At 69.6% G+C, this 19,971-nt stretch carries 17 protein-coding genes; 10 read left to right on the top strand and 7 right to left on the bottom strand.

What is annotated here, in order from left to right:
- Nucleotides 1-14: 14 nt before the first annotated feature.
- Nucleotides 15-1,280 carry an RNA helicase RhlE1 gene (rhlE1, locus tag AC3A6M_RS22545; protein WP_487854954.1) on the top strand — a complete coding sequence of 422 codons (1,266 nt, stop codon included), beginning with the start codon at nucleotides 15-17 and terminating at the stop codon, nucleotides 1,278-1,280.
- A 35-nt stretch (nucleotides 1,281-1,315) separates the two neighbouring features.
- On the opposite strand, the gene AC3A6M_RS22540 is transcribed toward rhlE1, so the two are convergent.
- Nucleotides 1,316-2,656 (bottom strand): MFS transporter, encoded by a 1,341-nt coding sequence (locus tag AC3A6M_RS22540; protein WP_487854953.1) that lies wholly within the window; start codon nucleotides 2,654-2,656, stop codon nucleotides 1,316-1,318.
- Nucleotides 2,657-2,794: 138 nt separating this feature from the next.
- On the opposite strand from AC3A6M_RS22540, the gene AC3A6M_RS22535 reads away from it, so the two are divergent.
- Together AC3A6M_RS22535 and AC3A6M_RS22530 are read left to right on the top strand one after the other, a co-directional pair.
- Nucleotides 2,795-4,909, top strand: a complete 2,115-nt coding sequence (locus AC3A6M_RS22535) for a sensor histidine kinase (protein ID WP_487854952.1) — start codon at nucleotides 2,795-2,797, stop codon at nucleotides 4,907-4,909.
- Nucleotides 4,906-5,505, top strand: a complete 600-nt coding sequence (locus AC3A6M_RS22530; RefSeq protein WP_487854951.1) for a response regulator transcription factor — start codon at nucleotides 4,906-4,908, stop codon at nucleotides 5,503-5,505. Before AC3A6M_RS22535 ends, AC3A6M_RS22530 begins: the two co-directional genes overlap by 4 nt.
- Before the next feature lie 8 nt (nucleotides 5,506-5,513).
- On the opposite strand, the gene AC3A6M_RS22525 is transcribed toward AC3A6M_RS22530, so the two are convergent.
- The gene (locus AC3A6M_RS22525) at nucleotides 5,514-6,368 is read right to left on the bottom strand and encodes an alpha/beta fold hydrolase (protein WP_487854950.1); all 855 of its coding nucleotides are present in this window, start codon (nucleotides 6,366-6,368) and stop codon (nucleotides 5,514-5,516) included.
- Between the two features lie 115 nt (nucleotides 6,369-6,483).
- Here AC3A6M_RS22525 and AC3A6M_RS22520 point away from each other — a divergent pair, with 115 nt between their 5' ends.
- Nucleotides 6,484-7,335 carry a LysR substrate-binding domain-containing protein gene (locus AC3A6M_RS22520; RefSeq protein ID WP_487854967.1) on the top strand — a complete coding sequence of 284 codons (852 nt, stop codon included), beginning with the start codon at nucleotides 6,484-6,486 and terminating at the stop codon, nucleotides 7,333-7,335.
- A 91-nt stretch (nucleotides 7,336-7,426) separates the two neighbouring features.
- A complete protein-coding gene (locus tag AC3A6M_RS22515; RefSeq protein ID WP_487854949.1) occupies nucleotides 7,427-8,176 on the top strand; it encodes a hypothetical protein in 750 nt (249 codons plus the stop codon).
- A gap of 6 nt (nucleotides 8,177-8,182) precedes the next feature.
- Here the strand turns inward: AC3A6M_RS22515 and AC3A6M_RS22510 are convergent, their stop codons facing one another.
- Both AC3A6M_RS22510 and AC3A6M_RS22505 read right to left on the bottom strand, forming a co-directional pair.
- Nucleotides 8,183-8,527 carry a hypothetical protein gene (locus AC3A6M_RS22510; RefSeq protein ID WP_487854948.1) on the bottom strand — a complete coding sequence of 115 codons (345 nt, stop codon included), beginning with the start codon at nucleotides 8,525-8,527 and terminating at the stop codon, nucleotides 8,183-8,185.
- A gap of 14 nt (nucleotides 8,528-8,541) precedes the next feature.
- Nucleotides 8,542-11,220, bottom strand: coding sequence for a bifunctional acetate--CoA ligase family protein/GNAT family N-acetyltransferase (locus AC3A6M_RS22505; protein WP_487854947.1), 2,679 nt, complete (start codon nucleotides 11,218-11,220; stop codon nucleotides 8,542-8,544).
- A 95-nt stretch (nucleotides 11,221-11,315) separates the two neighbouring features.
- Between AC3A6M_RS22505 and AC3A6M_RS22500 the strand changes: the two genes are divergently transcribed.
- The 5 genes from AC3A6M_RS22500 (at nucleotide 11,316) to AC3A6M_RS22480 (ending at nucleotide 16,091) form a co-directional block, all read left to right on the top strand.
- A complete protein-coding gene (locus tag AC3A6M_RS22500) occupies nucleotides 11,316-12,245 on the top strand; it encodes a cation diffusion facilitator family transporter (RefSeq protein ID WP_487854946.1) in 930 nt (309 codons plus the stop codon).
- Between the two features lie 146 nt (nucleotides 12,246-12,391).
- Nucleotides 12,392-12,796: a hypothetical protein gene (locus tag AC3A6M_RS22495; protein ID WP_487854945.1), complete on the top strand. Its 405-nt coding sequence runs from the start codon at nucleotides 12,392-12,394 to the stop codon at nucleotides 12,794-12,796.
- Between the two features lie 60 nt (nucleotides 12,797-12,856).
- Entirely contained in the window at nucleotides 12,857-13,330 is a 474-nt protein-coding gene (locus AC3A6M_RS22490) for a hypothetical protein (RefSeq protein WP_487854944.1), read from the top strand.
- Nucleotides 13,327-14,730, top strand: coding sequence for a TolC family protein (locus AC3A6M_RS22485; protein WP_487854943.1), 1,404 nt, complete (start codon nucleotides 13,327-13,329; stop codon nucleotides 14,728-14,730). Before AC3A6M_RS22490 ends, AC3A6M_RS22485 begins: the two co-directional genes overlap by 4 nt.
- Entirely contained in the window at nucleotides 14,727-16,091 is a 1,365-nt protein-coding gene (locus AC3A6M_RS22480) for a multicopper oxidase family protein (protein WP_487854942.1), read from the top strand. Before AC3A6M_RS22485 ends, AC3A6M_RS22480 begins: the two co-directional genes overlap by 4 nt.
- A gap of 202 nt (nucleotides 16,092-16,293) precedes the next feature.
- Here the strand turns inward: AC3A6M_RS22480 and AC3A6M_RS22475 are convergent, their stop codons facing one another.
- The 3 genes from AC3A6M_RS22475 to AC3A6M_RS22465 form a co-directional block, all read right to left on the bottom strand.
- Entirely contained in the window at nucleotides 16,294-16,974 is a 681-nt protein-coding gene (locus tag AC3A6M_RS22475) for a DNA-binding protein (protein ID WP_487854941.1), read from the bottom strand.
- A 103-nt stretch (nucleotides 16,975-17,077) separates the two neighbouring features.
- A complete protein-coding gene (locus AC3A6M_RS22470; protein WP_487854940.1) occupies nucleotides 17,078-17,419 on the bottom strand; it encodes an H-NS histone family protein in 342 nt (113 codons plus the stop codon).
- 63 nt (nucleotides 17,420-17,482) lie between these two features.
- Complete coding sequence (locus AC3A6M_RS22465) at nucleotides 17,483-19,957, bottom strand: heavy metal translocating P-type ATPase (RefSeq protein ID WP_487854939.1); 2,475 nt, start codon at nucleotides 19,955-19,957, stop codon at nucleotides 17,483-17,485.
- Nucleotides 19,958-19,971: the final 14 nt, after the last annotated feature.

The following is a 19,971-nucleotide window of genomic DNA, read 5'->3' as shown; positions in this document are numbered from 1 at the left end:
CATTCCCCCTGCCCATGTCGTTCGCTTCGCTCGGCCTGATCGACCAGATCGTCCGCACCCTCTCTTCCCTTTCATACACCGCACCGACGCCGGTGCAGTCGCAGGCGATTCCCGCCGTGCTGGCCGGACGCGACGTGATGGCCGCCGCCCAGACCGGCACCGGCAAGACCGCCGGCTTCGCCCTGCCCCTGCTGCAGCGGTTGGTGATGGACGGGATGCAGGTGAACAGCAACTCGGCGCGCGCCCTGGTGCTGGTGCCGACCCGCGAACTGGCCGAGCAGGTGCACCAGAGCGTGCGCGCCTACGGCGAAGGCTTGCCGCTGCGTACCATGGTGGCCTACGGCGGGGTCAGCATCAATCCGCAGATGATGCGCCTGCGTAAGGGCGTCGACCTGCTGGTGGCCACGCCCGGCCGCCTGCTCGACCTACAGCGCCAGAACGCGCTGCGCTTCAACCAGGTGCAGACCCTGGTGCTGGACGAAGCCGACCGCATGCTCGACCTCGGCTTTTCGCGCGACATCGACCAGTTGCTGGCCCTGCTGCCGAAACGCCGCCAGACGCTGCTGTTCTCGGCGACCTTTTCCGATCCGATCCGGCTGCTCGCGACGAAACTGCTGCGCGATCCGGTCAGCATCGAGGCCAGCCCGCGCAACACGACCGTGAAAGCGATCCGCCAGTGGATCGTCCCGGTCGACAAGAAGCGCAAGCCGGACCTGTTCCTGCACCTGCTGAAACGCCATGCCTGGCCGCAGGCCCTGGTCTTCGTGAAGACCCGCAAGGGCGTCGACCAGCTGGTCGACCTGCTCGATGAAAAAGGGATTTCCGCCGATTCGATCCACGGCGACAAGCCGCAGCCGGCGCGCCTGCGCGCGCTGGAGCGCTTCAAGGCCGGCGAAGTGAGGATCCTGGTGGCGACCGACGTCGCCGCGCGCGGCATCGACATCGACGAGCTGCCGGTGGTGGTGAACGTCGACCTGCCGATCGTGGCCGAGGATTACGTGCACCGCAGCGGCCGCACGGGCCGCGCCGGCGCTTCGGGCGAAGCGGTATCGCTGGTATGCGCCGACGAGGTGCAGCAGCTGGCGGCGATCGAGGCGCTGACGAAGCAGACCCTCGAACGCCGCGAGGAACCCGGCTTCGAACCCGACCACCGGGTGCCGGAGACGAATGCCGGCGGACAGGTCGTCAAGAAGCCGAAGAAACCGAAAAAGCCGAAGCAAGGCGCTTCGGCCAGGGGTGACGCGCCGGTGGTGCAGGAAGACGTACGTTTTCGGCGTTGATGCGCGCCGTTGATGCGCGGCGCTGGTCGCCGCGCTTACTGCGACTGCATCTCGGCGTCGATCTTCGACTGCTTGCTGGTGTCGCGCATGAAGAAGCAGACCACCAGCGTGCAGGCGATCACCGCGGTCGCGTACCAGTAGAAGCCGCTTTCCATCTGCTCCGACTTGAACCACAGGGCCAGGTATTCGGCAGTGCCGCCGAACACCGACACCGCGAAGGCATACGGCACGCCGACGCCGGTGGCGCGGATGGTGGCCGGGAACAGCTCGGCCTTCACCAGGGCGTTGATGGACGTGTAGCCGGACACGATGATCCAGGCGCAGGCGATCAGGGCGAAGGCTTCCCACGGGCCGCTGGCGTTGCGGATCGCGCTCAAGAGAGGCACGGTGAACAACGTGCCGAGCAGCGCGAAGCCCACCAGCAGCGGACGGCGGCCGATGCGGTCGGACAGGGCGCCGTACAGCGGCTGCAGGCACATCGCGAACAGCAGCGAGGCTGCCGAGACGGCGGTGGTCTGCGCGTCCGTCAGGCCGACCGACAGGCGCAGGAATTTCTGCATATAGGTGGTGTAGACGTAGAAGGCCAGCGTGCCGCCCATGGTCAGGCCGACCACCAGCAGCACCTCTTTCGGATGCTGGGCCAGCTGCTTCAGGCCGCCCATCGCCTTGGACTTCTTGCGCGCGGCTTCGAAGGACTGGGTCTCCGGCATGTCGTGGCGCATGCGCAGCGCCAGCAGGGCCAGGCAGGCGCCGGCCACGAAGGGAATGCGCCAGCCCCAGGCGCGCAGCTGCTCGGCGTCGAGCAGGAAGCGCTGCAGGACCAGCAGGAGCAGCAGCGCCAGCAGCTGGCCGCCGATCAGCGTGACGTACTGGAAGCTGGTGTAGAAGCCGCGGTGCTTCGAATCCGCCATCTCCGACAGGTAGGTGGCGCTGGCGCCGTATTCGCCGCCCAGGCTGAGGCCTTGCAGCAGGCGCGCCAGCAGCAGGATGCAGGGCGACAGGATGCCGGCGGTGGCATAGGTGGGCGCGCAGGCGATCAGCAGCGAACCAAAGCACATCAGCAGGACAGAGGTCATCAGGGCCTTCTTGCGGCCGAGGCGGTCGCCGATGTGGCCGAACAGGATGCCGCCGATCGGGCGCACGAAGAAGCCCAGCGCGAAGATGCCGGCGGTGGACATCATCTGCGCGGTCGGGTCCTGCTTGGGGAAGAAGGAACTGGCGAAGTACAGCGCGAACGCCGAGTAGCAGTAGAAGTCGAACCATTCGACCAGGTTGCCGGCCGAGCCGACGAAGATGGCGCGCAGGCGCTTGCCGGAGATGCGCTCCCCGGTATTGACGCGGCCGTCGAGGGCCGGTTTGCTTGTGACGGTATTCATTGTCGTCCCCGTTGTTTTAATTAAGGCCCTCACTATCGCGACTGAAAGCGCGGCGCGCATCCGCAATCTCGGCGCGCCCTCCTCCGTAAAACTACGGAGACGGTTTGCAAGCGGCGGCGCAACTGCTATCGTTGCGCGATGTTCATCACACGTCATTGGCGCCGGCTGCTGGCCGCGGCGGCTGCGCTGGCCCTGATCGTGGCTTGCGGCTACTGGGCCGAGCAGCGCGAGCTGCAGTCCAGGACCGAAGCCCTGCGCCAGGCGGCAGCCGCGAACGCGCTGGGCCTGCGCGGCATCGTCGAGAAGCACAACTTCCTGCCGCATGCCGCCGCACGCCATCCGGAGGTGCAGGAACTGCTGCGCAGCCCGCACGACGCGGCCCTGCGCGCCGGCGTCAACGATTACTTCGCCGACCTGCAGGCGACCACCGGCGCCGCCGCGCTCTACCTGGTCGACCGGGAGGGACTGACGCTGGCCGCCAGCAACTGGAACCTGCCGTCGAGCTTCGTCGGCCAGTCCTACCGCCAGCGGCCCTACTTCGAGGAGGCGGTGCAGGGCCGGCGCGGGATCTTCTACGGCCTCGGCCTGACCACCGGCCAGTCCGGCCTCTTCATCGCCGAACCCGTGCGTGCGCAAGGCGCCGTGATCGGCGTGGTGGTGGTCAAGATCAATCTCGAACCGCTGCAGGCCACCTGGATGCGCGGCGCCGACCCGGTGGTGCTGCGCGACAGCCGCGGCATCGCCTTCCTGAGCACCGTGCCCGAATGGCTGTTCCACAGCATCCGGCCGGTGTCCGCGCTCGATGCCCGCTGGGTGGCCGAGCACGGCCAGTACGGCAACCGGCAGCGTTTCGAGCTGCTGCCGTGGACGATCGAGACGCGCGCCGACACCCCCGGCTTCGTCCTGCGCACCGTGGTGAACGGGCGGCGCATGCACCTGCTCGCGCTCGACACGCCGCTGCCGGAACTCGGCTGGACCCTCACCGTCACGACCGACATGAAGGAGGTGGTGCAGGCGCGTCAGGCCGCGCTTGCGCTGAGCGCGCTGGCGGTCGCGCTGCTGCTGCTCGGGGTGCTGTACTGGCGCCTGCGCGAAAAGCGTTTCGTCGAACAGCGCACCGCCCGCCTCGAACTGGAACGCCGGGTCGACGAGCGCACCCGCGACCTGGAAGAAGCGCACGCCTTCCGCAAGGCGATGGAGGATTCCCTGCTGGTGGGCATGCGTGCGCGCGACCCGGAGGGCAGGATCATCTATGTGAACCCGGCCCTGTGCGCGATGGTCGGCTACAGCGCCGAGGAATTGCTGGGCTGCCGGCCGCCCTACCCCTACTGGCATCCGGAGGACCTGGAAAAGCAGGCGCGCGAAAGCGACGACGCCCTGCAGGGACGGGCCGCGCCGCACGGCTTCGAATCGCGGATCCGCCACAAGGACGGGCACGACGTGATCACGATGGTCTACGCCGCGCCGCTGGTCGACGCCCAGGGCGTGCACCGGGGCTGGATGAGCTCCGTGGTGGACATCACGGCCCAGAAGCAGGCCGAGGCCCGCCAGCGCGACCAGGAACTGCGCCTCCAGCGCAGCGCGCGCCTGGCGAGCGTCGGCGAAATGGCCTCGACCCTGGCGCATGAACTCAACCAGCCGCTGATGGCGCTGTCGAATTTCGCGGTCGCGGCGCAGGCGCTCGCCGCCGCCGGCTCCGCCGATATGCTTCCGGGCGCGCTGGCCGGGATCGTCGAGCAGTCGACGCGCGCCAGCGAGATCGTCAAGCGGGTGCGCGCCTTCATCAACCCGCAACGCGCCCATTACGAACGCCTGTCGATGGAGAGCGTCATCGCCCATGCCGGGACGCTGCTCAAGCCGGAGCTGCAGCGCCACGGCGTGACCCTGCGGCTGGCGCTCGAAGACGCGGAGGTGCCGGTGCGCGGCGACCGGGTCCTGCTCGAGCAGGTGCTGGTCAACCTGATCCACAATGCGATGCACGCCATGCACGGCCAGCCGCGCGCCGCCATCGAGCTGTCCACCCGGCGTGTCGAACAGGGCCTGCGCATCACCGTGGCCGACCACGGGCCGGGCATTCCTCCCGAACAGCTCGAACAGGTGTTCGCCCCCTTCTTCACCACCAAATCCGACGGCCTGGGGCTGGGACTGAACATCTGCCGCACCATCGTCGAAGCCCACGGCGGCTTCATGACCGTCGACAACCGGCCCGGCGGCGGCGCCGCCTTTTCCTTCACCTTGCCCACCGTGCCATGAAAGACATGCCACTCACGCTGTACGTCGTCGACGACGACGAAGCCCTGCGCCGCTCGCTGCTCCTGCTGCTGTTTTCCCAGGGACTGGCGGTGCAGGCCTTCGACTCCGGCGAAGCCTTCCTCGAGGCGGTCGACATGCGCCAGCCGGGCTGCGTGATCCTCGACCTGCGTTTGAAAGGGATGAGCGGCCTGGCCGTGTTCGAACGCCTGCTGGCCGAACACAGTCCGCTGGTGACCTTGTTCCTGTCCGCCCATGGCGACATCCCGACCGCCCTCGAAGCGGTGCGGCGCGGCGCCTACGACTGGGTGGAAAAGCCGGACACCCGGCAGCTGCTGGACAAGCTGCCGGCCGCGATCGCGCTGGCCCGCGCGCGCGCCCAGGCGCTGCGGCTATGGGCCGAGCTGACCCCGCGCGAACGCGAGGTGGCGCGTCTGGTCGGACTGGGCCAGCCGAACAAGGAGATCGCGCGCATCCTGGTGCCGCCCTGCGGCCCGCGCTCGGTGGAGACGCACCGCGCCAACATCTTCAGCAAGCTGCAGTGCGCGAACGACAATGAGCTGGGCCGCTGGCTGGCGGCCCATCCGTGGCTGGATTAGGAGCATGGTCAGGCGGCGTTCAGGAAAGACTGGAGCAGGCGGTTGAACGCCGCCGCATGCGTGAACGTCATCCCGTGCGAGGCGCCGGCGATGGCCTGCCGGTCCGCCTGCGCGATCCACTCCCCGAGCCGGTCGACGTTGTTGCGGTACATGCGCGGGCTCTTTTCACCTGCGATCAGCAGGGTCCTGCACCGGACCTGGCCCGCGGCGGCGCGCGTGTAGGCCGGCAAGGGATCGCGGAACTGCTTCGGCAAGGTGGCCGCGTTGTCCAGCGCCATCGTGCGGAAAGCCGGGGTACTCCGGCGCCAGATGCCGGGCATGCTGACCGAATCGACGAACATTTCCAGGCCGGCCTCGATGTCCCCGCCTTCGATCATCCCGGCGACTTGCGCGCGCAGGGCTTCGGTCGCCGGCGGCAGCGCGGCTTCCGGCATGCCGTCGATCTGCAGCGGGCCGCCCGGATCGGCGAGCGTCAAGGTTTTCACCAGGTGCGGATAGGCGCGCGCCAGGTGGAAAGCGACGCAGCCGCCGCGCGAGTGCCCCACCAGGTGCACCGGGCCGAGGTTCATGGCGGTGATGAATTCGGCGAGTTCGTCGACATGCGCCTGCCAGCTGAAGTTGCCGTGGAACGAGGCATGGTCGACCGGCCAGTAGTGGCTGAGGCTGACGGACACGCAGAGGAAGTCCTTCGACAGCGCGGCCGCCTGGCCATTCCAGTAGCGGTAGTCGCACAGCGAGCCGTGCACGAACAGCAGCGGTTCGCCGGAGCCGGTCGCCACATAGGGCATGCGGATGCCGGAGGGGATGGTGGCGAAATACACCTCGGGGATGGAGAGGCTGGGCAGGTCGGTTCGTGCGTTCATGGTCTTGCTCCTTTGCCGCTACTATGCCCCACGGCGGAATCCAGGAAAATCGCATAATATTGATCGTATCTATCAATTTTTCTGATACTTCTTTGCCATGAGCCTGACTACGAGCATGCATGCACTCGACCTGGACGTCCTGACCATGATCGTGGCCGTGGCGGACACCGGCAACATCAGCCGCGCGGCGGAAGTGGTGCACCGCTCGCAATCGGCGGTGAGCATGCAGATCAAGACGCTCGAGATGGCGCTCGGCAAGCCGCTGTTCGTGCGCCGGCCGCGCAGCGTCACGCCGACCCAGGATGGCGAGGTGCTGCTGACCTTCGCGCGGCGCATGCTGGCCCTGCGCGACGAGGCCTGGGCCGCGGTGGTCCGGCCGGACATCACGGGACGGGTCGTGATCGGCGTGCCCGACGACTATGCCTCGTCCCTGCTGCCCTCGATCCTGAAGAAGTTTTCCGCCACCTACCCGAAGGTCGAGATCCAGGTGGTGGGCTTGCCCAGCGTGGCGCTGGCGCCGATGGTCAGGGACGGCTCCGTCGACCTGGTCTGCGCGACGCGCGTGAAGGGCCTGTCCGGCGAATTCGTGCGCTTCGAGCCGATGGTCTGGGCGGCGAACCCCAGCGCGAAGGACATCTGGCGCGAACGGCCGCTGCCGATCGCGGTGTTCCTGCCCGGCAGCGTGGCGCGCGAAAACGCGATCCGCAGCCTGGAACGGGCGAAGATCCCGTACCGGACCTCGTACGAAAGCCCGAGCCTGATGGGGCTGCTCAGCATGGTCGAGGCGGGACTCGCGGTGGCGCCCCTCGCGCGCTGCGCGGTTCCCGGCCACCTCACCCTGCTCGGCCAGGCGCAGGGACTACCGGAAATCGATCCGCTGGAGGTCATCCTGGCGCGCAGCAGCAAGTCGAAACGGCCGCCATGCGATTTTCTTGCCGAAAAAATCATGTCGGAACTGCGGCGTTAAGCGCCATCTCATTCCCGCGTGGTATCTTGAGAGTTGCAGCTGGGCACCGTTCAGCTATGCTAGCGTCCTCCTCATCCAACCAGCTTACGCCATGCAATTCTTTGGAATCGGAATCCACGTCCTCGTCGCCCTGTTCTTCGCGGTGCACGCCATCCGCACGCATCGCGAGATCTACTGGCTGTTCGTGCTGTTCGCCTTCCCGCTGCTGGGCAGCATCGTGTACTTCGTCGCCGTGTTCCTGCCTTCCTCGCGGCTGGAGCATTCGGCGGCAAAGGCCGGCCGCGCGCTGCAGGCCAGCCTCGATCCGGGCCGCGAAGTGCGCGACGCCCAGCGCGCCTTCGAACTGACCCCGACCGCGCACAACCAGATGCGCCTGGCGAACGCGTTGCTGGAAACCGGCCAGGCCGGCAAGGCGGCCGAGCAGTACGAGGCCTGCCTGCAAGGCCCGTTCGCGCGCGACGCCGAACTGCGCCTGGGCGCGGCCCGTGCCCGCCTCGCGAGCGGCAATGCGGCCGGCACCATCGCCCTGCTGGAGGCGCTGGCCGCCGAACAGCCGGGCTTCCGTGCCGAACAGGTCGGCATCCTGCTGGGCCAGGCCTATGCCGCGGCCGGACGCCAGGACGAAGCGGGATCGCAGTTCGCCGCCGCCGCGCACCGCTTCGGCAGCCTGGAAGCGCGCGCCGAACTGGCGATCTGGGCGCTCGCCAACGGCAAGCCACAGGTGGCCGCGCCGGAACTGGAAGAAATCGAACGCACGCGCAGGCACATGCCGGGCCATTCGCGCAAGCTGAACGGCGACTTGTTCAGGCGGGTGGATGCGGCGCGGGCGCAGGCGCGCTGAGCCGAATCAGGAACCGAGCGCCGTCGCCAGCCACAGCGCCAGCGGCGGCCCAAGCAGCGCCAGCACCACGAGCCAACGGCAGGCAAGCGTCGTTCGTGACGCGGCATCCGCGCCGGCCCGCGTCAACAGCCACGACCAGATGAGACCCGCCCCCGCCACGCACAGTGCGAACAGGAAGCTCATCATCATCAGGCCGATCATCCCGAGCGGATCGATGATGAACACCCTGGGCGGGCGCCCCGGCACGGTCGTCAGGAAGAAGGCCATGACCCAGGCCAGCACCAGCAGCCAGGGCAACACCCCGAAGGTCATCAAGAGGTTGGCGGCACGGAGGCGGGAGCGTGTCGTCATCGCAAGCGGTCCTTTCAGCGCAGCGCCAGCCAGAACTTGCGCACGCCCTCGTCCTCGTCCACCGGCCCCACCGTGAAGCCCAGCTTCTTCACCAGCCCGATCACCGGCGCGTTCTGCGGCAGCGCCTCGCCGACGATCTCGCGGGTGCCGCGCGCGCGGCAGTAGGCGATCAGCTTGTCCATCAGCATGCGCCCCAGGCCCTTGCCTTTCAAGTCCGAGCGCACCGTCACCGCGAATTCCGCGCTGACGTTGTCCGGGTCCGCCACCACGCGGCCCACGCCGAGCGTCTCGTCCTGCCCATCCGCGCCGGGACGGGTGGCGATGAAGGCCATTTCGCGGTCGTAGTCGATCTGCGTGAAGCGCGCCAGCTGGGCCGGCTGCAGCTCGCGCACGCGCACGAACATCCGGTAGCGCACGTCGTCCGGCGTGAGCGCATTGAAGAAGGCGACGTGGGCCGGGCCGTCCTCGGGACGGATCGGGCGCAGCAGGACCGTGCCGCCATCCCACGGCACCGTCTCTTCCAGCTCGGCCGGATAAGGCCGGATCGCCAGCCGGTCGAGCGTGGAGCCCGAGCGGTCGGCCATGCCGATGCGCATGCGCGCGTCCAGCACCATGGCGCCGCGGCTGTCGGCCAGCAGCGGGTTGATGTCCAGCTCGACGATCTCGGGCACGTCGGCGATCAGGCGCGAGACCTGCACCAGCGCCGCCAGGATCGCGTCCATGTCCGCACGCGGATGGTTGCGGTAGCCCTCGAGCAGGCGCGCGACGCGCGTGCGCGCCACCAGCTCCTGCGCCAGCACCGTGTTCAGCGGCGGCAGCGCCACCGCGTGGTCGGCCGCCGCCTCCACCGCCACGCCGCCCTGGCCGAACAGGATCACCGGCCCGAACACCGGGTCGGTGGCGGCGCCCAGGATCAGTTCGTGGGCTTCCGGATTGCGCGCCATCGCCTGCACGATGAAGCCGTCCAGGCGCGCGCCCGGACGCAGCTCGGCCAGGCGGCGGCGCATGCGCTCGGCCGCCGCCAGCACCGCCTCGTCGCTGTCCAGGTCGAGCGTGACGCCGCCGACGTCGCTCTTCTGCGCCACGTCCGGCGACAGGATCTTCACCGCCACCGGATAGCCGATCTCGCGCGCGGCGCGCACCGCGTCCTCGGGCGCGCTGGCGGCGCGGGTCGGCACCACCGGGATGCCGTAGGCTTCCAGGATCGCCTTGGTGTCGGGATCGGCCAGCAGGTAGCGGCCCTTCTCCAGCGCCTCGCGCACCAGCCGGCGCGCGCGCTCGCGGTCGGGCTGGCCGTCGCCGACCGATCCGGGCACCTGCATCAGCAGGGTCTGGTTTTCGCGGTAGTGCACGATCTGCAGGAAGCCGTTGACGGCGTCCTCGGGGGTGCGGTAGGCCGGCATGCCGGCGTCGGCGGCGATGGTCCGCGCCTCCAGCACCGACTGCACGCCCAGCCAGCAGCCCAGCACGTTGCGCGAGGATGCCCTGGCCAGCGGCGCCACCGCGCGCGCGACGTCGGCCGGGTCCACCACCGCGTTCGGCGCATGGATCATCAGCACCGCGTTCGCGCCCGGGTCCTGCAGCAGCACTTCGATGACGTCGTGGTAGCGCTCGGGCGGCGCGTCGCCGCGCAGGTTTAGCGGGCCGTCGCCGCGCCACTCCGGCACCAGTTCGCGCAGCCGGCCCACCGTCGCCTCCTGCAGCACCGCCTGGTGGCCGCCGCCATATTGCAAGGCGTCGCCCGCCATGACCACCGGGCCGGCGCCATTGCCGAGGATGGCGAGCCGGTCGCCGTACAGCGGCTTGGCGCGCGCCAGGGTCTCGACCGCCGCGAACAGCTGCTCGGTGGTGTACACGCGCAGCATGCCGGCGCGCCGGATCGCGGCATCGTAGACGTCGTCCGGGGTCGCCAGCACGCCCGACAGGCAGGCGCCGGCCGTCGCCGCCTCCAGCGAACGCCCGGCCTTCAGCACCAGGGTCGGCTTGCTGCGCGCCGCCGCCCGCGCCGCCGACATGAACTTGCGCGCGTAGCGCAGGCTCTCGACGTGCAGCAGGATCGCACTGGTGCCGCCGTCGCTGGCCAGGTAGTCGAGCACATCGCCGAAATCGACGTCCGCCGACTCCCCCAGCGAGACGAAACAGGAAAAGCCGATCCCGCGCGTGCGGGCCCAGTCCAGCACCCCCGTCATCAAGGCCCCCGATTCCGAGACGAAGGCGATCCGACCCGGCGCCGCGCCGCCGGCGGCGATGCTGGCGTTCAGCTCGACACCGGGCGCCAGCAGGCCGGCGCTGTTCGGGCCGAGGATGCGCAGCAGATAGGGATTCGCGGCGTCCAGCGTGGCCTGCTTCAGGCTGCGCCCGCGCGCGTCGCGCCCGGTGGAGAGTCCGGCGCTCATGACGATCGCGGCGCGGGTCCCGAGTTCGCCGAGCGCGCGCACGATGCCGGGCACCGTGTGCGGCGGCGTGCAGACGATCGCGAGCTCCGGCGCCGCGGGCAGGCTGGCGACGTCCGGCCAGGCGCGTAGGCCGGCGATGCTGTCGTACTTCGGGTTGACCGGATACAGCTGGCCCTTGAAGCCGCCTTCCCGCAGGTTGCGCAGCATGGTGGCGCCGACGCTGCCGGGCCGCCCGGTGGCGCCGACCAGGGCCACCGACTTCGGTGCGAACAACTGGCGCAGGTTGCGGACGCTCATGCCGCTTCCCTCGCCGCCCGATCCCAGCCGTGCAGGGCGGTCGCGATGGATTCGCTACACTGAACCCGAGAGCAAACAGACCAGGAAAGCAAGCAATGACGACTGAAAACAGCGGCTCGCTGAAGGTAATCTATGCGGCGATCGTCGCCAACCTCGGCATCGCCGTCAGCAAATTCATCGTCGCGGGCATCACCGGCAGCGCCGCCATGCTGGCCGAAGGCATCCACTCGGCGGTGGACACCGGCAACGAACTGCTGCTGCTGGTCGGCGAACGCAAGAGCGCCAAGCCGGCCGACGCCAAGCACCCCTTCGGCTACGGCAAGGAGCTGTACTTCTGGGCCCTGATCGTGGCCCTGTCGATCTTCTCGCTGGGCGGCGGACTCTCGATCTACCACGGCGTCGACGCGCTGCGCCATCCGGAGCCGCTGCACGATCCGACCTGGAACTACGTCGTGCTGGGCGTCTCGGCCCTGTTCGAGGGCTACAGCTGGAACGTGTCGCGCAAGGCCCTCAATGCGGTCAAGAAGCCGGGGGCCTCGATGTGGCAGGCCGTCCATGCGAGCAAGGACGCGTCCGTGTTCACTGTCTTCATCGAGGATTCGGCCGCCCTGATCGGCCTGGCGATCGCGGCGCTCGGCATCGTCCTCGGCCACGCCTTCGACAATCCCTACTTCGATCCGGCTGCCTCGGTGCTGATCGGCCTGCTGCTGGTGGGCGCGGCCTTTGCGCTGGCGCGCGAGACCGGCGCGCTGCTGGTCGGCGAAGGCATCGGCCGCGACGCCACCCGCAAGGTGCGCGAGGTGTTCGAGCGCGACCCGGCGATCATGAACGTGGCCGAGCTGCAGAGCATGCAGCTGGGGCCGGACGAGGTGCTGCTGACGGCGTCCGTGCAGTTCAAGCGCGGCATGCGCATCGACGAGGTCGAGGCAGCCATCGAGCGCCTGGAAAAGGCGGTGGCCGCGCTTTACCCGTCGATCCGGCATATCTATTTCGAGTCCGGCGCGCTGCGCTCGGCGATGGGCTGAATGAACCGGTGGACACATGCGCGTTTGCCTCAATCGTTCATGACCGTGACGATGACGATGCTCGGCACAATGCTACCACCTTATCTCGTCCGCCCATGTCCGCGACACGACTGCCAGGCCGACCCGGCCCATGCTAGAATCGGCGCGTGAAACCGATCCTCCGACTGCTGCTCGTGTGCTTCCTGATGCTGGCGCTGCCTTTCCAGGCATTTGCCTCGGCCAGCATGCTGCCGCGCGCCGTCCTGGCATCGGACTCCGTGCCCGCGGCGCCGTCCGCCGGGCTGCCGCCCTGCCACCAGCAGATGGCGATGGCCGGTCACCAGCCGGCGGCAAAGGCGGCACCCGCGCACGACGGCCATGCCGGCCAGCACGCCAAGGACAAATGCGGCAGCTGCGCGGCCTGCTACATCGGCGCCGCGCTGGCGCCCAGCCTGCCGGCCGGCCTCGCGCTGGCTCCGCCCTCCGCCTCCTCGATTCCCTTCCGCGCCGGCCACCTGCCGAGCGTCGACCCGGTCCTGCCCGAACGGCCTCCCAGCACCCTCCTCGCCTGACCCTGCGCGCCGCCGCCCTTTGCCGGCGGCTGTCCACACACATCGTCAACGAGGAACACCATGAAAACCCAAATCCGTTTGGCACGCGCCGCCGCATGCCTGCTGCTGGCCGCCGCCGGCGCCCACGTCCACGCCCAACAGGCCATGCCGGCCGCCGCCGATCCGCAGGCCGCGGTGCCGGCCACCCGCTACCAGCCCGCGCTCGAAAAGCGCCCCGAGGCCGCTCCCGCGGCCAGCCCGGACGCCAACTGGGTCGCCGGCAACGCCACCGTCGCCGCCACCAATTCGATGGCCCTGACCATGAAAGGCATGGAGGGCGGCCAGCACGACCACGCCGCCATGATGCAGGGGATGGGCACGGGCATGGACAAGAAGGACGGCCCGGCCATGTGCAAGCCCGGCGCCGGTGCCGGCGGCCAGGGCATGCAATGCATGTCGGGCGACAAGGCCGGCAACGGCAAGATGTCCTGCTGCCCGTCCTGCTGCGAGTCGTGCTGCAAGGACAAGATGAAGAAGGACAAGGAGAGCCCATGAACGCAAGACTGCTTGGCGCGCCGCTCGCGCTGGCCCTGCTGGCCGGCTGCGCGACGGTCGCGCCGGACGGCGGCTTCGGCGGCGTGGCCGGCATCGCGCGCGAGCGCATCGGCGCGGAGCCGCGCCTGGCCCGTGACGATGCCGCCGCGCGCGAGCTGGCGCAGTCGGTGCGGGCGATGCTGGCACAGCCGCTCGGCATGGACGATGCCGTCAAGGTCGCCGTGCTGGCGAATCCGGGCCTGCAGGCCGGTTACTGGAAGGTCGGCATCGCCCAGGCCGACCTGGCCCAGGCCGGCCGGCTGCCGAATCCCGCGCTCGGCTTCAAGCACGTGGCGCACGGCGGCGATATCGCCATCGAGCGCACCTTCACCGTCGACCTGGTGCGGCTGCTGACCATGCCGCTCGCTTCCCATCTCGAGGCGCAGCGCTTCGAGCAGGCCAGGCTGGAAGTCGCGCGCGAGATCGAGCAGCATGCGCGCGACACCCGCATCGCCTGGGTCGAGGCGGTGGCCGCCAACCAGGCGCTGGAGTACGCGCGCCAGGTGCGCGCCGCGGCCGAGGCCAGCGCCGAACTGGCCGGGCGCATGGCCAAGGCCGGCAACATGAGCCAGCTCGACCTGGCGCGCGAACAGGTGTTTCATGCGGAAAGCCAGGCCGCCGAGGCGCGCGCCGGCAAGCAGGCCGTGGCGGCGCGCGAAAAGCTCACGCGCCTGCTCGGCCTGTGGGGCAAGGATGCGCAATACAGCCTGCCCGATCACTTGCCCGAGCTGCCCGCCGCCCCGGCCGAACTGGCCGACGTCGAGCGCATCGCGATCGCGCAGCGCCTCGACGTGCAGGCGGCCACGCTGGATGCGCAATCCACCGCGGCCAAGCTCGGGCTGACGAAGGCGACCCGCTTCGTCAACGTGCTCGATCTCGGCTTCGTCAACGAGACCCGGACCGGCGCCTCGACCGAGCGCGGCTACGAACTCACGCTGGAGCTGCCGCTGTTCGACTGGGGCGGCGCGCGGGTGGCGCGCGCGGAGGGCGTCTACATGCAAGCCGTGCAGCGCGTCGCCCAGGCCGCCGTGACGGCGCGCAGCGAGGCGCGCGAAAGCTATCTCGACTACCGAACCGCCTGGGACGTCGCCGCGCATTACCGCGACACCGTCATCCCGCTGCGCAAGCGGATCTCCGGGGAGGTCCTGCTGCGCTACAACGGCATGCTGCTGTCCACCCGGGACCTGCTGGCGGATTCGCGCGAACAGGCGGGCGCCGTCTCGGCCTACATCGAGGCCCTGAAGGCGTTCTGGAGCGCCCACGCCAACCTGGAGGCCACGTTGGGCGTGCGCCTCGAATCGGGAGCGACCGAGCAGCACGGCCGGCACACGCAGGAGCAACACAAGGAACACGCACAATGACATCGCGCAGGAATTTCATCACCGGCGCCGGCGCCGCCATGGTCGGCGCATCGCTGGTCAGCAAGGCGGCCGCCGCCGCCATCCCCGAAGCCCCGGTCCAGGGCTCGGCCGGCACCGCGCCGCCGCTGGCGCCGCCGAACGGCAGTCCCTACAACCCGGTCGTCACCCTGAACGGCTGGACCCTGCCCTGGCGCATGAAGAACGGCGTCAAGGAATTCCACCTGGTGGCAGAACCCGTGGTGCGCGAGATCGCGCCCGGCATGAAGGCCAACCTGTGGGGCTACAACGGCCAGAGCCCGGGCCCGACCATCGAGGTGGTCGAGGGCGACCGCGTGCGCATCTTCGTCACGAACAAGCTGCCGGAAGCGACCAGCATCCATTGGCACGGCCAGTTCCTGCCGAACGGCATGGACGGTGTGGCGGGCCTGAACCAGCCGGCCATCGCGCCGGGCAAGACCTATGTGTACGAATTCGTGGCGCGCTACGCCGGCACCTTCATGTACCATCCGCACGCCGACGAGATGGCGCAGATCGGCATGGGCATGATGGGCTCCTGGGTCACGCACCCGAAGGACCCGCGCCAGCATGCGGTGGACCGCGACTTCGTATTCCTGCTGAACGCCTACGACATCGACCCGGGCAGCTACACGCCCAACGTCAACACGATGCTCGACTTTAATATCTGGACCATCAACAGCCGCGCCTTCCCCGGCACCGACCCGATGGTGGCGCGGAAGGACGACCGGGTGCGGATCCGCATCGGCAACCTGTCGATGACGAATCACCCCTTCCACATCCACGGCCACCGCTTCGAGGTGACGGGGACGGACGGCGGCTGGATTCCGCCGGCGGCGCGCTGGCCGGAAGTCACGGTCGACATCGGCGTGGGCCAGATGCGCGCGATCGAATTCGTGGCGGACGCCCCCGGCGACTGGGCCTTCCACTGCCACAAATCGCACCACACGATGAACGCGATGGGCCACGGCGTGCCGAACCTGATCGGGGTCGACCACCGCGGCGTGGCCAGGAAGATCAACGACCTGGTGCCGGGCTACATGGTCATGGGCGACAAGGGCGGCGCGATGGGCGGCATGAAGATGCCGCTGCCGGAAAACACCCTGCCGATGATGGATGGCGAAGGTCCCTTCGGCGAGATCGAGATGGGCGGCATGTTCACGATGATCAAGGTACGCGAAGGCCTGGCGCGCGGCGACTTCCGCGATCCGGGCTGGTACCGGCACCCGCAGGGGACGGTGGCGCGGGAGTGGACCGGAGCGGCGCCGGAGGCGGTGCGGGCGCCGGCTGCGACGGCGGCGCCTGGGGAGCCGGTGGCGAACGTGAAGCGGGGGCATGGCCACTGAGCGCCGTTACTGCCCTCACCGTCGTTCCCGCGGAGGCGGGATAGTGCCCCCGGCACTATCCCCGCGAGTTTGCTGGAGCTAACGTAACGCACGCAGAACTTGGGTCCCCGCCTGCGCGGGGACGACGGTTGGGCGCGGGGCGACGGTTGGGCGCGGGGCGACGGTTGGGCTCGGGCCGACGGTCGGGGACGGGAACGACGTGTCAGCTTTTCTTGCGCAGCGCCGCGATCTGCGCCCGCAGGTCCTTGTTCTCGGCTTCGAGGCTGTCCCGTGCGGTCTTGGCGCCGACCAGTTCCATCTCGGCGGCCAGGCGGGCGTCGGACAGCGCCGCGGCCTGGGTGACGCTCTTCTCGATCTGGCCGCGCAGTTCGGCCAGCTGGGCGTCCTTGCCTTCGATCGCCAGCTGGTCCTTGGCCTTGCCGACCAGGGCGTCCATCGCCACCTGCTTCGCGTTGCGCAGTTCGGCGTTCAGGCGCTCGATCTCCTCGTCGCGCTCGGCCACCGTGGCCAGGGCTTCATCGCGGGCGGCGGTCAGCTCGTCGCGCAGCGCCTGCAGTTCGTCACGTTCGGCTTCCAGCGCATCGCCGGCCTCGCGCAGCGATTCCAGCTCTTCCTCGTGGCGGGCCAGCGCTTCGCGCGTGCCGGTGCCGGCTTCTTCCGCGAATTGCTGGGCCCAGCGCGCCAGTTCGGCGACCAGGTTCGGCGGCAGTTCGGCCCTGGGTGGCTCGGGGGGCTTGTCGTTGGCTGCGCGCCAGTCGGCCAGGTGGCGCGAGATGGCGCTGACCGAGCCGCCGCCGAGGGCGTCGCGCACCGTGTCGATGGTCACCGGCGTGCCGCCGTCCTGTAGCTTGCTGGCCGCCGCCGCTACGTCTTCGAATTTCATAGAGTGCGTATCCGTGGTTGAAGACAGCATGATACGACACGCCCGTCATTCGTGACGGGCGCTGCGGACTACGCGGGCCGGCGCGGCCGGCCGCCGGACCTGCTCAGGCCTTGAAATCGTCGAGCGACTTGCCGCCGGCCAGCGCCTCGGCGATCCACTTCGGCTGGCGCCCGCGCCCGGTCCAGGTCTGGGACTCGTCGGCCGGGTTGCGGAAGCGTGCCTGTCCCTGCTGGCCGGCACCCTTCTTCGCCGCGCCCTTCTTGCCGCCGGCGACCCTCGCGATCAGACGCGCGACCGGGACGCCCACGTCCTGCGCAATCGCCAGGATCTGCTCGCGCGCCTTCCTGACCTCGTCCTGCTGGCGGGCCTTGATCTCTTTCTCGATATCGAATTGCAGGCCCTTCAGCTCGGCCAGGTTGTAGTTCGACAGGTCGGTCTTTGCCATGTGCGCGCCTTTCATGAAAGTGATTGCCAAAATGATACTCTTGGCAATATTACACGAGAGCGCTCAAGCCGAGCGCGCGCTCACCGGATACCCGGCCGCATCGATCGCCTGCACGATCCGGTCCAGGTTGGCCCGGCTGTCGATTTTCACCTTCTTCGTCGCCAGGTCGATGTCGACCTTCGCCTCCGGGTCGATCTCCTGCACGGTCCTGGTCACCCGGCCCACGCAGTGTTTGCAGGTCATGTCTTCGACGGTCAATTCATACATCCTTGGTTCTCCTTGGGTTGAAGTTGAAACTGGAATCGCCTGGTGCCCGGGCGCCCAGCGCCGCAGCAGCAGCGCATTCGTCACCACGCTGACGGAACTGAGCGCCATCGCCGCCCCGGCCAGCACCGGATTGAGCAGGCCCAGGGCCGCGACCGGTATCCCGATCACGTTGTAGACGAAGGCCCAGCCCAGGTTCTGGCGGATCTTGCGGTAAGTACGGTGCGAGATGGCGATCGCGTCCGCCACCAGCAGCGGGTCGCCGCGCATCAGGGTCACGCCGGCCGTGTGCATGGCGACGTCGGTGCCGCCGGCCAGCGCGATGCCGACGTCGGCGGCGGCCAGGGCCGGGGCGTCGTTGATGCCGTCGCCGACCATCGCCACCTTGCCGTTCCTGGCGTCCGCCATCAGCGCGCGCACCGCCTCGGCCTTATCGGCCGGCAGGACGTCGGCCACGTAGCGGTCCAGGCCCAGCTCGCGCGCCGCCAGCGCCGCCGCGCCTTGGTTGTCGCCGGTGAGCATGACGACGTCGACGCCCATCGCGCGCAAACGCGCCACCGCCGCCGCGCTGGTCGGCTTGAGACGGTCGCCGAAGGCCAGCAGGCCTTCCACGCGCAGCGCACCGCCCTCCTCCACGGCCAGCCACGACACGGTGCGGCCGTCGCCCTCATGGCGGCGCGCGGCATCGGTCCAGCGCTCCACCGGGGCGCCGATCTCCTGCATTAGGCGCCGGTTGCCGAGATGGACGGTCGCCGCACCGACCCGCGCCCGCACGCCGCGGCCCGGCAAGGCGGAGGCTTCGGCGGCGGCCGGCAGGGACAGGCCCCGTTCCTGCGCCGCCTGCGCCACGGCTTTCGCCAGCGGGTGCTCGCTGTACTGCTGCACGGCCCAGGCCAGCGCCAGCAGGGAGTCCCCGCCCTCGAGCGCCACCACGCGCGGCCTGCCTTCGGTGAGCGTGCCGGTCTTGTCGAACACCACGGTGCGCACCGCGTGCGCCGTCTCCAGCGCCTGCGCGTCCTTGATCAGGATGCCGTGGCGCGCCGCCACGCCGGTGCCGACCATGATCCCGGTCGGCGTCGCCAGTCCCAGCGCACAGGGGCAGGCGATCACCTGCACCGCCACGGCATTCAGCAGGGCCTGCTGCCAGTCGCCGGTCGCCAGGCCCCAGCCGAGCAGGGTCACGAGGGAGACCAGCAGCACCGCAGGCACGAACACGCTGCTGACACGGTCGACCAGGCGCTGGATCGGCGCCTTGACCGCCTGCGCATCCTCGACCATGCGGATGATGTGGGCCAGCATGCTGTCCGCGCCGACCCTGGTCGCCTCGACCAGCAGCAGGCCTTCGCCGTTGACGGCGCCGCCCAGCACCGGTTCGCCCACGCGCCGCGCCACCGGCAGGCTCTCGCCGGTGAGCAGGGATTCGTCCAGGTGGCTGCTGCCCTCGACCACGCGGCCGTCGGCCGGCACCCTTTCGCCGGGACGCAGCACCATCAGGTCGCCGGCCCGCAGCGCTTCCAGCGGAACGACGAGGTCCCGGCCGCCGCGCCGCACCAGGGCGGAGGTCGGACGCAGCGATTCCAGGGCGCGGATCGCCTCCACGGTCTGGTGCCTGGCCCGCCCTTCCAGCCATTTACCGAGCAGCACCAGGGTGATCACCACCGCCGAGGATTCGAAATACAGGTGCGGCATCCGGTCGCCGGCCGGAACGCTGAACAGCTGGTAGACCGACAGCGCATAGGCCGCCGAGGTGCCGATCGCGACCAGCAGGTCCATATTGCCCGCCCCGGCCCGCAGCGCCTTCCAGCCGGCGCGGTAGAAGCGCGCGCCGAGCCAGAACTGGACCGGAGTGGCCAGCAGCAGCTGGATCCAGCCCGGCAGCATCGTGCCGTGGGCGACGTCGGTTCCGAACAGCTGGCCGAACATCGGCAGCACCAGCGGCAGGCTGAGGACGGCGGCCGCCGCCACCGGCCACCAGGCCGGCAGGCGGGATGGCGCCGCCTCCGGTTCCGCGCGCGGCTGGCCGCGCCGCACCGGCTCCGCTTCGTAGCCGGCCTGCGCCACCGCGGCGACGATGGCGTCCGCATCCAGCCCCTCGCCGTGGACGCTGGCCTGCTCGGTCGCCAGGTTGACGCTGGCATCCAGCACGCCGGGGACCTTCTTCAAGGCTTTTTCGACGCGCGCCACGCAGGACGCGCAAGTCATGCCGCGCACCGCCAGTTGCAGCCCGGCGGGCGCCTTGTCGATCGTCGATTCCATGGTGTCTCCTGTCAGCATGATGACAGGATAAT

This window comes from Telluria sp. Soil_C_11 (genome assembly GCF_057657395.1).
Note: the sequence above shows the minus strand (reverse complement) of the source record. Positions and strands in the feature narration are given on the sequence as shown.